This window comes from Bradyrhizobium sp. SRL28 (genome assembly GCF_018596315.1).
In the GTDB taxonomy this organism is placed as follows: Bacteria; Pseudomonadota; Alphaproteobacteria; order Rhizobiales; family Xanthobacteraceae; genus Bradyrhizobium.
In genome coordinates, this window is sequence record NZ_JAHEAG010000003.1 from 726,133 (window position 1) to 738,179 (window position 12,047).

The 12,047-nt window shown below is 62.4% G+C and carries 10 protein-coding genes and 1 tRNA gene; 9 read left to right on the forward strand and 2 right to left on the reverse strand.

Annotated elements, in window-relative coordinates:
* Positions 1-4: 4 nt before the first annotated feature.
* The 5 genes from KIP88_RS11455 to KIP88_RS11475 all read left to right on the forward strand — a co-directional run bounded on the left by KIP88_RS11455 (position 5) and on the right by KIP88_RS11475 (position 6,974).
* Entirely contained in the window at positions 5-763 is a 759-nt protein-coding gene (locus KIP88_RS11455; protein WP_214487969.1) for an IclR family transcriptional regulator, read from the forward strand.
* A gap of 105 nt (positions 764-868) precedes the next feature.
* On the forward strand, positions 869-2,464 hold the full coding sequence (locus KIP88_RS11460) for an FAD-dependent monooxygenase (protein WP_308163495.1): 1,596 nt from the start codon (positions 869-871) through the stop codon (positions 2,462-2,464).
* A 70-nt stretch (positions 2,465-2,534) separates the two neighbouring features.
* The gene (locus KIP88_RS11465; protein ID WP_214487971.1) at positions 2,535-4,268 is read left to right on the forward strand and encodes a thiamine pyrophosphate-requiring protein; all 1,734 of its coding nucleotides are present in this window, start codon (positions 2,535-2,537) and stop codon (positions 4,266-4,268) included.
* Positions 4,269-4,337: 69 nt separating this feature from the next.
* A complete protein-coding gene (locus KIP88_RS11470; RefSeq protein WP_214487972.1) occupies positions 4,338-5,309 on the forward strand; it encodes a tripartite tricarboxylate transporter substrate binding protein in 972 nt (323 codons plus the stop codon).
* A 15-nt stretch (positions 5,310-5,324) separates the two neighbouring features.
* Entirely contained in the window at positions 5,325-6,974 is a 1,650-nt protein-coding gene (locus tag KIP88_RS11475; protein WP_214487973.1) for an FAD-dependent oxidoreductase, read from the forward strand.
* Between the two features lie 253 nt (positions 6,975-7,227).
* Here the strand turns inward: KIP88_RS11475 and KIP88_RS11480 are convergent.
* Positions 7,228-7,302 (reverse strand) — tRNA-Val (locus KIP88_RS11480).
* Between the two features lie 134 nt (positions 7,303-7,436).
* Positions 7,437-7,796 (reverse strand): cell cycle two-component system response regulator CpdR, encoded by a 360-nt coding sequence (gene cpdR / locus KIP88_RS11485; protein ID WP_074270851.1) that lies wholly within the window; start codon positions 7,794-7,796, stop codon positions 7,437-7,439.
* Between the two features lie 321 nt (positions 7,797-8,117).
* Between cpdR and KIP88_RS11490 the strand changes: the two genes are divergently transcribed.
* The 4 genes from KIP88_RS11490 (at position 8,118) to KIP88_RS11505 (ending at position 11,987) form a co-directional block, all read left to right on the forward strand.
* Entirely contained in the window at positions 8,118-9,005 is an 888-nt protein-coding gene (locus tag KIP88_RS11490) for an N-formylglutamate amidohydrolase (protein ID WP_214487974.1), read from the forward strand.
* Positions 9,006-9,600: 595 nt separating this feature from the next.
* Positions 9,601-10,380 carry a histidinol-phosphatase gene (gene hisN, locus KIP88_RS11495; RefSeq protein ID WP_214487975.1) on the forward strand — a complete coding sequence of 260 codons (780 nt, stop codon included), beginning with the start codon at positions 9,601-9,603 and terminating at the stop codon, positions 10,378-10,380.
* A gap of 20 nt (positions 10,381-10,400) precedes the next feature.
* Entirely contained in the window at positions 10,401-10,916 is a 516-nt protein-coding gene (locus tag KIP88_RS11500) for an isochorismatase family protein (protein ID WP_214487976.1), read from the forward strand.
* Between the two features lie 102 nt (positions 10,917-11,018).
* Positions 11,019-11,987 carry a tripartite tricarboxylate transporter substrate binding protein gene (locus KIP88_RS11505; protein ID WP_214487977.1) on the forward strand — a complete coding sequence of 323 codons (969 nt, stop codon included), beginning with the start codon at positions 11,019-11,021 and terminating at the stop codon, positions 11,985-11,987.
* Positions 11,988-12,047 lie beyond the last annotated feature (60 nt).

Genomic DNA, 12,047 nt, shown 5'->3' on the forward strand with positions numbered 1-12,047 from the left:
AGGCATGAAGCCAAAGAACAGCCTGGAGCGGGTGCTTGCGGTCCTCGAAGTGTTTTCCGAGGAGCGGCTGGAATGGACGCCTGAGGATTTGATGCGCGAGCTCGGCTACAGCCGGCCGACGCTCTACCGCTATCTGAAGATCCTGAAAGACGCCGGCTTCCTGATGTCGGCCCGCAACTCCGGCGTCACGCTGGGGCCGAAGGTCGTCGAGATGGATTATCTGACGCGCCGCTCCGACCCGCTGGTGCTGATCGGCGCGCCTTACCTGAAACAGCTGACGGCTGCCCATTCCTGCACCGCCATGGTCTTGCGCTGGTACGGCAATAAAATCCTTTGCGTTGCCTCTGAATCCTCCACCAAAAACCCGATCAGTTCCTATCCGCGCGGCCGGCCGATGCCGCTGGGGCGCGGCGCCATCGCGCGCTCGATCCTGGCGCTGCTGCCGCGGCCGCGTCTGGTGCCGCTGATCGAACGCAATCTCGCCGATCTGCGCTCGGTTGGTCTCGGCGACAACGCCGATGATGTCCTCAAAAGCCTGAGAAAGGTCCGCAAGACCGGCTTTTGCGTCGCCTATGGCGAGGTCACACCCGGCGCCGTCGGTATCGCCGCGCCTGTTGTCGATGACCGCGATTATCCGATCGCCAGCGTCTGCGTCACCATTGCCGGCAATCTGGTGACGGGCGCGCAGATCGATCAGATCGGCGCCGAGGTCCGGCGCGTGGCGTCGCAGATTTCGGCCGATCAGGTGAGCGGGAAATCTTGAGGCAAAATCTTATATTATGAGATTATGCTTGACTTGAAGCCGGACCTGTTCTCATTTTCCCCGCCCGCGCGCCAATCACGCCAATCGCAAGCAGCAAAAATGAACATGCCCGCCGAATCTGCCACGCAAGTCGTCATTGTCGGAGGCGGGCCGGTTGGTCTTGGTCTTGCGATCGAACTTGGCCAGCGCGGCGCCAACTGCGTTCTGGTCGAGCGCTACGTCAGCCCGCAGCCGATCCCGAAGGGTCAAAACCTGACCCAGCGCACGCTTGAACACTTTTACTTCTGGGGAGCGGAGGCGGAGCTTAGAGCGGCGCGGACGATCCCGCCCAACTACGGCATCGGCGGCATGACGTCCTATGGCACGCTGCTGAGCGGATACCGGTATGACTGGCTCCAGCGCGAGCTGGTGCGGCCCTATTACTTCACGGATAACGAACGGCTGCCGCAATACGCAACCGAGGCCGTGCTGCGGCACCGCTTGAGTAAATTGCGGAACGTCGAAACAATTTACGGCTGGAGCGCTTCCGGGATCGCACAGGACGCCGAGGGCGTGCAGGTGACGATTGCCGAGCGCAACACCGCTCGGCAGCGCGTCCTGCGGGCAGACTATGTGGTCGGCTGTGACGGCAGCCGCTCGCTGGTGCGCGAGGCCGCCGGCATTCCCCAGACCCTGACCGACCACGACCGGCTGATGGTGCTGCTGGTGTTCCGCTCGACCGGGCTGCACAGGCTGCTGGAGCGTTTTCCGAACAAGTCCTTTTACAATGTGCTGCATCCCGACCTGAAGGGCTACTGGAAGTTCTTCGGCCGCGTCGATCTCGGCACCACCTGGTTCTTCCACGCGCCGGTGCCGCTCGGTACGACAAAAGAAAACTTCGATTTCCGCGGCCTCCTGCATGGAGCGGTCGGCGATGAATTCGACGTCGAGTTCGAGCACATCGGCTTTTGGGACCTGCGCGTCGCGATCGCGGATCAATATCGCATGGGCCGCGTTTTCATTGCCGGCGATGCCGCGCACAGCCATCCGCCCTATGGCGGTTACGGCATCAACACCGGCCTCGAAGACGCCGCCAATCTCGGCTGGAAACTTGCGGCGGCGCTACAAGGTTGGGCGGGAGCGCACCTCCTGGATTCCTACGGCGAGGAACGGCGCCCGGTATTCGCGTCCACCGCGCAGGATTTCATCGAGAAGGCGATCGAAAGCGACCGGAAATTCCTGGCCAAGTTCGATCCCGCGGCCGACAAGGATGCGTTCGAAGCCGAATGGCAGGCGCGCTCGTCCGGTGCGCATTCGGAAGTGAATTCGTTCGAGCCGAATTACGAGGGCTCCTCGGTCGTCGCAGGCACGCCTGGCGCCGCCTGCAGTGCGATCGGGTCGCATCAATTCGCGGCGCGCGCCGGCCATCATCTGACGCCGCGCCAGCTCACGTCGGGCCGCAATGTCTTCGAGGAACTGGGCGAAGGATTTACGCTGCTCGATTTTGGCGCGCCGGAAGCCGCCACCGCCTCGATCAGGCGCGCCGCCGAGACCAGCGGCGTACCACTGAAGCTGGTCAGGGACGACAGCGTGGAAGCGCGAGAATTCTACGAAGCGGCGCTCATACTGGTCCGGCCCGATCAGTTTGTCGCTTGGGATTCGGACGGTGATGTGACAGACGCCGCCGGACTTATCCGTCGCGTGGTCGGCGGCCACCCCTGACAGATCACGCCGGATCCGTCGTCGAACAAGAACAGGCCGAAGGCCGACAAGGGAACACAAGGAAAAGGCCATGAGCCGTCACAGTGCCGCGCATTATTTCCTCGAAGGTCTCGTCGACCTTGGCGTTGACTACATCTTCGCCAATCTCGGCACCGATCATGTCTCGCTGATCGAGGAGATCGCGCGCTGGGACCGCGAAGGCCGCAAGCATCCGGAAGTCATCCTCTGCCCGCACGAGATCGTCGCCGTTCACATGGCCGGCGGCTACGCACTGGCGACCGGCAGGGGACAGGCGGTGTTCGTGCATGTCGACGCCGGGACCGCCAATGCCTGCATGGCGATACAGAACCTGTTTCGGTACCGGCTGCCGGTAATGCTGTTCGCGGGACGCGCACCCTTCACGCTGCATGGCGAATTGACGGGATCGCGCGACACCTATGTACACTTCGTGCAGGATCCCTTCGACATCGCCAGCATCGTACGGCCCTATGTCAAATGGGAGTATTCACTGCCCTCCGGCGTCGTCGTGAAGGAAGCGCTCGCCCGCGCCGGCGCCTTCATGCACAGTGATCCGCCCGGGCCGGTCTATATGATGCTGCCGCGCGAGACGCTGGCCGAGGAATGGGACGAAACGCAGATGCCGGCCTACAACCCCGCCCGCTATGGCGGCGTGGCGGCCGGCGGTATCGATCCTGCTCGCGTAGATGCCATCGCCACGCGATTGATGGCGGCGGAAAATCCGATCGCGCTGACGGCCTATCTCGGGCGCAATGCCGAGGCGGTCGCGGCGCTGGAGCGTCTTGCGCTTGCCTGCGGCATCCGGATAGCGGAGTTCAACTCGATCGATCTCAATGTTTCGCAGGATTCGCCGTGCTTTGCCGGTTTCGATCCGATGCCCCTGCTGGAACAGGCCGACGTCGGACTGCTGCTCGATACCGACGTGCCTTTTGTGCCGCAATACGCCAAGCGCGTAGAAGCCATCGACTGGATCCAGATCGACATCGATCCGTTGAAGTCGGATTTCCCGATGTGGGGCTTCCCGACGGACATCAGGATCCAGGCCGATTGCGCGACCGTCCTGCGGCAGGTGCTCGAGGCGGTCGCGGCGCGCGCCGATGACGCCTATCGCAAAAGCGTCGTCGACCGCATTGCTGGCTGGAGCGGTGCCCGCGAGGCAGCGGACAAGCGGCGGGTAGCCGCCGCTGCGAACAAGGGCGCGCCTGGCGCGATCAGCGCGGCCTATCTGTTCGCGACCTTGAACCGTGCGATCTCGCAGGACGATATCGTCGTCAACGAAGCGATCCGCAATGCGCCGCTGGTGCAGGAGCATATCCGCCGCACGCGGCCGCACAGCTATGTCGGTCTCGCCGGCGGAGGGCTTGGCTTCAGCGGCGGCATGGCGCTGGGCCTGAAGCTGGCGCAGCCGGAGCGACGCATCGTGCAGATCATCGGTGACGGCGGCTTTCATTTTTCCTCGCCGGATTCGGTATTCGCCGTCGCCCAGCAATATCAGATTCCGATTCTGACGGTCGTCCTCGACAATGGCGGCTGGCAGGCGGTCAAGTCGTCGGTGCAGCGGGTCTATCCGAAGGGCATCGCCGCCGAGACCAATTCGTTTCAATCGCAACTGCGCTCGGGCCGGCAGGGCGAGCAGCGAAACTTCTCCGATATCGGCCGCGCGTTCGGCGCGCACGCTGAATTCGTCGGCGAGCCGGATGACCTCGCCGCGGCCGTCGATCGCTGCCTCGCCGCTGTCGACGGCGGGATCGCCGCCGTGCTGCATGTCCAGATCACGCCGCTCTAGCGATCGGTCCGAACCCGTTCGCCGTGCGGCCCAAGAGCATTACAAGACAATTGCCCGGGAGGAAACATAATGAAAACCCTTTGCCGCGTGGCGCTCGCCGCCCTCTGTTTGAGCTTCTTCGGTCGCGTGCCTGCTCTCGCCCAGGCCCAATACCCGACGCGGGCAATTCATATCGTCGTCGGTTTCACGCCGGGTGGCGGCAACGACATCATCGCACGCATCTTCGGGCAAAAACTGTCGGAAAGTCTCGGCCAGCCGGTCATCATTGAGAACAAGCCCGGTGCGGGTGCAATCCTGGCCACCGAATACGTCGCGCGATCGGCGCCCGACGGCTACACGCTGCTGGTCGGAGCCAGCGGCGCCATGGTGATCAATCCCGCCGTCTACGAAAAGCTGAGTTACGAAACGGTGCGGGATTTCAAGCCGGTTTCCGAGCTCGGATCGTTTCCGCTAATCCTGATCGTCAACGCGAAATCGCCGTTCAAGTCCTTGGCCGATCTCGTCGCCTACGCCAAAGCCAATCCCGACAAGGCGAACTATTCCTCTTCGTCCGCAGCCTTCCAGCTCGCGACCGAGCTGTTCAAGCAGAAGACCGGCGTGCCGATGCAGATGATCCCCTACAAGGGGGCCAACGATTCCGTTACAGCTGTCATCTCGGGAGAGGTGACGGCGACCATCGCAGATGCCGGGCCGGTGACCAGCCAGGTCAACGGCGGCCTTGCCCGCGCGCTCGCGGTTGCTGCCCCGAAGCGGGTGGAGAGTCTGCCGGATGTGCCGACCATGAAGGAAGCCGGCGCCGACGTCGAAGCGGTGCTGTGGAGCGGCATTTTCGTGCCGGCTGCGACACCGCCCGAAATCGTTGCCAAGCTAGAGGCCGAATTCATCCGCATTGCGCGGCTGCCAGACGTTGTCTCCCGCCTCAAATTGCTCAATATCGATTCGGTCGGCAATTCCTCGGAAGAGTTTTCGCGCATCATCGCGGCCGATCTTGAACGCTGGAAGGCAGTCGCGCGCGCCGGCAACATCAAGATGGCCCAGTAGTGACGGGTGCGCCTCATGACTGATCCGGTTGAGACTCAAGTTCTTGTCGTTGGCGGAGGTCCGGTCGGACTGACCCTCGCGATGGATCTTGCCAAGCGGGGAATCCAAACAGTCGTTGCCGAGCTGCGGCACAAGGGCGAGCCTCCAAGCGTGAAATGCAATCACGTCTCGGCGCGGTCCATGGAAATTTTCAGGCGTCTCGGCGTCTCAAAGGCGATCCGGGAGGCCGGCCTGCCTGCCGACTACCCCAATGACGTTTCGTATCGGGTCAGCTTTGCTGGCAGGGAGCTGTCACGCATTCCTATTCCGTGCCGACGCGAACGGTATACGGCTCATGAAGGTCCGGACACCTGGTGGCCGACAGCCGAGCCCCCGCATCGGGTCAACCAAATCTACCTCGAACCGACGCTATCCGCGCACGCCGAGACGATCGCCGGCCTCACACTGCTCAATCGCGTTGAGATCAATTCCTTTGAGCAAACGCCTGAGGGCGTGACCGCGCAAGGCACCCAACTCGATAGCAATCAGCCGATCACGATACGCGCCGACTTCCTTGTCGGGTGCGATGGCGGACGATCGGCCATTCGCAGGGCGATAGGTGCCACGCTATCCGGCACAGCCGAGGTTCAGCGCGTTCAATCGACCTATATCCGCGCTCCCTCGCTTCTCTCCATGAGCAACCTTAAGCCGGCCTGGGCCACGTTTTCTCTCAACCCCGTCCGTTCCGGGAACGTCTATGCAATCGACGGCCGCGAAACATGGCTCGTGCATAACTATCTGAAGCCAGGTGAACATGAGTTTGATTCGGTAGACCGGGACTGGGCTCTGCGGAAGATCCTTGGTGTCGGCGCCGATTTTTCATACGAGATTATTCGCAAGGAAGACTGGATCGGCCGCCGGCTGGTTGCGGATAAATTTCGTGAAGGCCGGGTGTTCATTTGCGGGGACGCAGCCCATCTGTGGGTGCCGATGGCGGGATACGGCATGAATGCCGGCATCGCCGATGCGGCCAACCTGGCCTGGCTGTTGGCAGCTCATCTGTCGGGCTGGGCTCCACCCGGCATCCTCGACGCGCATGAGGCGGAACGCTTGCCCATTACCGAGCAGGTATCCGTGTTTGCAATGAACCACGCCCTTTCGCTTTCGCGCCAGAGAAGCGAAGTCCCTGATAATATCGATGCCAACGATGAGGCCGGTGAGCAGGCAAGGATTGCGCTGGGCAAAAGGGCTTACGATCTGAATGTTCAGCAGTACTGCTGCGGCGGGCTGAATTTTGGATACTACTACGACAAATCGCCGATCATCGCGTATGACGAAGGAACTCCGCCGACCTACGGCATGGCGGACTTCACTCCCTCTACAGTGCCGGGCTGTCGCGTCCCGCACATCTGGTTGAACGATGGACGCTCGCTCTATGACGCGCTTGGTCCGGATTACACGCTCCTGCGCTTCGATACCGCGGTCGATGTTTCGGAATTGATGTCGGAAGCGGCTCGCGCGCGGGTGCCCATCAAGCTGCTGGATGTCACATCCAGCGAAAGCGCCGGCATCTACGATCATTCGCTGGTCCTGGCACGTCCCGATCAGCACGTAGCCTGGCGAGGCGATCTCCCTCCAAAGGATCCCCGAGAGCTTGTCGATTTGATTTCCGGGCGTCGTGATTAGTTAGTGCGGGCGGGAGCTTGACTGGAAACGAGCTTTCCAGCCTCTGCGTTGCCTTCGGTGTAACGCGGGGCAGCAGGCCTTTGCTTCGGCATCGTGCTTGATCGCACGCCTTTCACGGCGGAGCGTCAGGTAGCCAGCACTTGTTTCGATGGCGTCGATGCCGGGCCAGACGCCCGCAAGGCCGCAGACGGCCTTCATGGAAATTTCGTGGAGTGTGGCTTGCCGAGCCGTAGCTTGCGAAGCAAGCGAAGGCTGGTGGGCGCGACAGGGATCGAACCTGTGACCCCTACCATGTCAAGGTAGTGCTCTCCCGCTGAGCTACGCGCCCCAGAATGGGATGACCGATCATCCCGCTCCAGCTTTATTCGTATTGGGTGGGGTCCGTATATCGGCTCCAAAGCGCCCCCGCAAGGACGCTTGGCAGTAATTTCTGACGTGATTCAGCGCGAAATCGACGCCGAATCAGGCCGCCAGCATCTTGTTCACTTCGTTGACCAGTTCGCGGAGGTGAACCGGCTTGGCCAGCACTTTGGCGTTCTTGGGCGCTTCCGAATCGGAGTTCAGCGCGACCGCAGCAAAGCCGGTGATGAACATGATCTTGATGTCGGGGTCGAGTTCCGAGGCGCGGCGCGCCAGCTCGATGCCGTCCATTTCCGGCATCACGATATCGGTGAGCAGCATCTCGAACGGCTCCTCGCGCAGCCGCTGATAGGCCGACATGCCGTTGTCGTGGGGCGAGACCTGAAACCCCGCGTTTTCCAGCGCCTTAACCAGGAAGCGGCGCATGTCGTTGTCGTCTTCGGCGAGGAGGATCTTGTGCATGGCGGTCAGTCGTCGCATCCGGCTTGGAGGATCATTGGCACACTAAGCGCCCCAGAGGGTAAATTTCGGGTGAAAGGTAATTGCTTCCTGACGGCAGCGAGCGGCGCTATTTCTGTAGCGAAACGTACCAAGATCGATCAAGGCGGCGCTTTTCGGGCGTTTGCGACAACTTCCAGGAAGGACGGCGGCTTTTTTCGCTTGGCAGAATGATTACGATTACGGACAATACATCCTTACAAGCCCTGCCCTTCGCCGACAAAATCGGTCGCGTGATCGATCGGCCCAAAGGGAATGCGGACATTCAAGGGACGACGCCCCACGATGACCCAGTTTGATGGCGAGCTGTCGCCCCCGTTCGAGATCGTGGAGCCGGCGCATTGGCGGGCTCCGATCATCTTCAACTCGCCCCATTCCGGCTCGGTCTATCCGCCCGAATTTCTTAACGCGTCCCGGATCGACCTTCCCGCGCTGCGCCGCTCCGAGGATTCGTTCATGGACGAATTGATCGGAGACCTGAGCGAACGGGGCTTTCCGACGGTCCGGGTCAATTTCCCCCGCTCCTATGTCGACGTGAACCGCGAGCCCTATGAGCTGGATCCGCGGATGTTCACCGGACGCCTGCCGAGCTTCGCCAATACCCGCTCGATGCGGGTTGCAGGCGGCCTCGGCACTATCCCGCGCGTGGTTGGCGACGGGCAGGAAATCTATCGCGAGCGGCTTTCCGTGGACGACGCGCTGGGGCGGATCGAGGCGCTCTACAAGCCGTATCACCGGGCGCTGCGGCGGCTGATCAACAAGGCCCATCAGGCGTTCGGAACCGTGATCCTGGTGGATTGCCATTCGATGCCGTCGGTCGGGGTGTCGCGCGACGAGCCGCGGCGGCCCGATATCGTGATCGGCGACCGCTACGGCACCAGTTGCGCGAGCCTGCTGCCCGACGTCGTCGAGGAAATCATGAGCGGGCTCGGCTATTCGATCGGCCGCAACAAGCCCTATGCCGGCGGCTTCATCACCGAGCATTACGGCAACCCGGCCAGCGGATTGCACACCGTGCAGCTCGAACTCAACCGCGCGATCTATATGGACGAGCGGCGCCGCGAGCGCAGCCCGCGCTTTGCGCAAGTGGCCACCGATTTCGCCGCGCTCGCCGATGCGCTGGCCCAAGTGCCGCTCGGGGATCTCGGGCCGTTTCAGGCGGCTGCGGAGTAAAAGCTCTTACTCACCGTCATTCCGGGGCGCGCGAAGCGCGAGCCCGGAATCCATTTAACCGCCCGCGCATGTAGCCCGATGGATTCCGGGCTCGCGCCAAGAGGCGCGCCCCGGAATGACGGGAGGGGGAAGAGAGCGCCCAAAAGAAAAAAGGGCCGCTTGAAGAACAAGCGGCCCAAGTCTAGGGAGGAAACGCCCAAGGAGGGCAGCGATAGGGCGAGGCCCTACCGCACCGCAACAATATGCGGCCGCGCTGCACAAAACGCAAGGGTTTTTGGATCGGTTCCCGCCCAAAGTGGAACAGGATGGCGGATCGGCAACACAGCAGACGACTGGAGTTTATCTAAGCAATATCAAAAGCTTGCTGCATTCGCTCGGCCAGTTCCGTGCTCACTGCAGTGCTGGTATGCCAAAACTCGCAACTTCGTGATGGCAGGGCTAACCAAAAATCCACGCTTAACGAAGCCTTTTCGAAAGCCGATTCGAAAGCCAGATCGCAATACGAATGGGAATAACGCGCCGTCGGCGGTGCGCGACGATGCGGATTGGGCTAGGCAAGAGGCGATTATTTTTCTCCTGGCGGTAAGGGACAGCCGTGACGGTCATCGATTTCACAGCCTTCATCGGCCGCCTCGCGACCGCGTCCGGCGAAACCATCCTGCCGTTCTTCCGGACCTCGCTCTCCATCGACAACAAGAGCGCGAGCGATTTCGATCCCGTCACCGAGGCCGACCGCGCCGCCGAAGCGGTGATGCGCCGCCTGATCAAGGCCAACTTTCCCCAGCACGGCATCGTCGGCGAGGAGTTCGGCAACGAGCGCGAGGACGCCGAATATGTCTGGGTGCTGGATCCGATCGACGGCACCAAATCCTTCATCGCGGGATTTCCGATCTGGGGCACGCTGATCGCGCTGTTGCACAAGGGCACGCCGGTGTTCGGCATGATGCACCAGCCCTATATCGGCGAGCGCTTTTCCGGCGACTCTGGCTCGGCGCAGTATTCCGGGCCGTCCGGTGAGCGGCGCTTGACGGTGCGGCGCTGCGCGACGCTGAAGGAAGCGACCTCCTACACCACGAGCCCGCTATTGATGAACGCCGCCGACCGCGAGATCTTCGGTCGGGTCGAGAATGCAGTGAAGCTGTCGCGCTATGGCGGCGACTGCTATTCCTACTGCATGCTGGCGGCCGGCCATCTCGACCTCGTGGTCGAGACCGAACTCAAGCCCTACGACATCGCGGCCTTGATCCCGATCGTCACCGGCGCCGGCGGCATCGTCACCAACTGGGAAGGCAAGCCCGCCCAGAGCGGCGGCCGCGTCGTCGCCGCCGGCGACGCCCGCGTGCACGAGGCCACGCTGAAATTGTTGAACGCCTAGAGGCGAACCCGCAGAACCCGATGGATGCATTGATCGTCGTCGATATGCAGGTCGGGCTCCTCAATGGGGAGCCGAAGCACGATCTGCGCGGCGTCATCGAACGAATCAACCGGCTCGCCGCGAAGGTACGCGAACGGTCCGGCGTGGTGATTTTCGTGCAGCATTGCAGTGGCGCGGAAGACGATTTCGTGCCGGGCACGCCGGGCTGGGCGCTTCTGCCAGAGTTCGATCGCGCGGCTGCCGACATCGTCATTCGCAAGACCATGAACGATCCCTTCGTCGGCACCGACCTGAAAGAAATTGCGCCGGAGCGCGTCTTCATCACGGGATGGGCAACCGATCTTTGCGTCGATGCAACCGTCCGATCGGCCGTTTCAAGTCATCATAACGTCGTGGTGGTGACCGACGGCCATACCCTGAACGACCGGCCGCACCTCGACGCGGCGAACGTCATTCGTCACCACCACTGGGTCTGGGGCAATCTGATCACCCAACGATCAGTCAGGCTCGCGCGTACGGACGAACTCCTGCTTTGACGGGCTGACCCCCGCCACAACCAACCGGGCCTTGCATCGAACAGTTCATCGCGTACGATGTCCCTCGAACACGCACAATAGATGCGGGATCGGGGAGCATTCATGAGACTTCTGAGCGGGCTGCTTGCCGGACTGACGCTGCTGCTATTACCGGCTCTGGCCTCCGCGCAGGATTTCCCCGCAAAACCGATCAAGCTGATCGTGCCATTCCCCGCCGGTGGACCCAATGACATCATCGCGCGCGTGATCGGCCAGCGCATGTCCGAGATTACCAAACAGCCGGTGCTGATCGACAACCGCGGCGGCCAGGGCGGCGTGCTCGGCACCGACGCGGTCGCGAAGGCCCCACCCGACGGCTACACCATCGCGATCTCGAGCGCGGGCGCGCTCGCCATCAGCCCGAGCATGGAAAGGGTCGCCTACGATACGCTGAAGGACTTCGCGCCGGTGACCCTGGTCGCCACCGTTCCCGAGATGCTGGTGGTCGCGACCAACGTCCCCGCCAAGGACATGAAAGAACTGATCGCGCTCGCCAAGGCGCAGCCGGGGAAACTGAATTTCGCCTCGTCCGGTCCCGGCAGCCTGCCGCATCTGGCGGGCGAACTGCTCAAGCTGACGGCCAATATCGACATCGTGCACGTCCCCTACCGCGGCGCCGCGCCGGCGGTGAACGATTTGATTGGCCAGCAGGTGCAGATGACGTTCCTCGATCTGCCGGTGCTGTTGCCGCAGATCAAGGCCGGCACCCTGCGGCCGATCGCGGTCGGCGCGCCCGAGCGGGCGCCGACTGCGATCGAGGTGCCGACCACCACCGAGGCCGGAATGCCCGGCATGATCATCGAGAACTGGTATGGCATGGTGGCGCCCGCCGCCACCCCGCCGGCGATCATCGCTCACCTGCACAGAATCACGACCGAAGCGATGGCCGATCCGACAGTAAAGGAAAAGCTCGCAGCCCAGGGCGCGACGCTGGTCGGTGACACGCCGGAGCATTTCCGCGGCTTCATCGACAGCGAAATCAAGAAGTGGGCGAAGGTGATCAAGGACGCAGGGGTCGTGACGACGAAGTGAGCATCACGGCGCGGCCCGCCGCGTCCCTCTCTATTACTGTGCTAAAGACGTGAAATAGCC

What these genes read in the sequence shown, in the direction of transcription:
- KIP88_RS11465 (WP_214487971.1), top strand. Translation starts at nt 2,535, where the DNA reads ATGAGCCGTCACAGTGCCGCGCATTATTTCCTCGAAGGTCTCGTCGAC.
- KIP88_RS11455 (WP_214487969.1), top strand. Translation starts at nt 5, where the DNA reads ATGAAGCCAAAGAACAGCCTGGAGCGGGTGCTTGCGGTCCTCGAAGTG.
- KIP88_RS11490 (WP_214487974.1), top strand. Translation starts at nt 8,118, where the DNA reads ATGACCCAGTTTGATGGCGAGCTGTCGCCCCCGTTCGAGATCGTGGAG.
- KIP88_RS11500 (WP_214487976.1), top strand. Translation starts at nt 10,401, where the DNA reads ATGGATGCATTGATCGTCGTCGATATGCAGGTCGGGCTCCTCAATGGG.
- KIP88_RS11460 (WP_308163495.1), top strand. Translation starts at nt 869, where the DNA reads ATGCCCGCCGAATCTGCCACGCAAGTCGTCATTGTCGGAGGCGGGCCG.
- cpdR (WP_074270851.1), bottom strand. Translation starts at nt 7,796, where the DNA reads ATGCACAAGATCCTCCTCGCCGAAGACGACAACGACATGCGCCGCTTC.
- KIP88_RS11475 (WP_214487973.1), top strand. Translation starts at nt 5,325, where the DNA reads ATGACTGATCCGGTTGAGACTCAAGTTCTTGTCGTTGGCGGAGGTCCG.
- KIP88_RS11505 (WP_214487977.1), top strand. Translation starts at nt 11,019, where the DNA reads ATGAGACTTCTGAGCGGGCTGCTTGCCGGACTGACGCTGCTGCTATTA.
- KIP88_RS11470 (WP_214487972.1), top strand. Translation starts at nt 4,338, where the DNA reads ATGAAAACCCTTTGCCGCGTGGCGCTCGCCGCCCTCTGTTTGAGCTTC.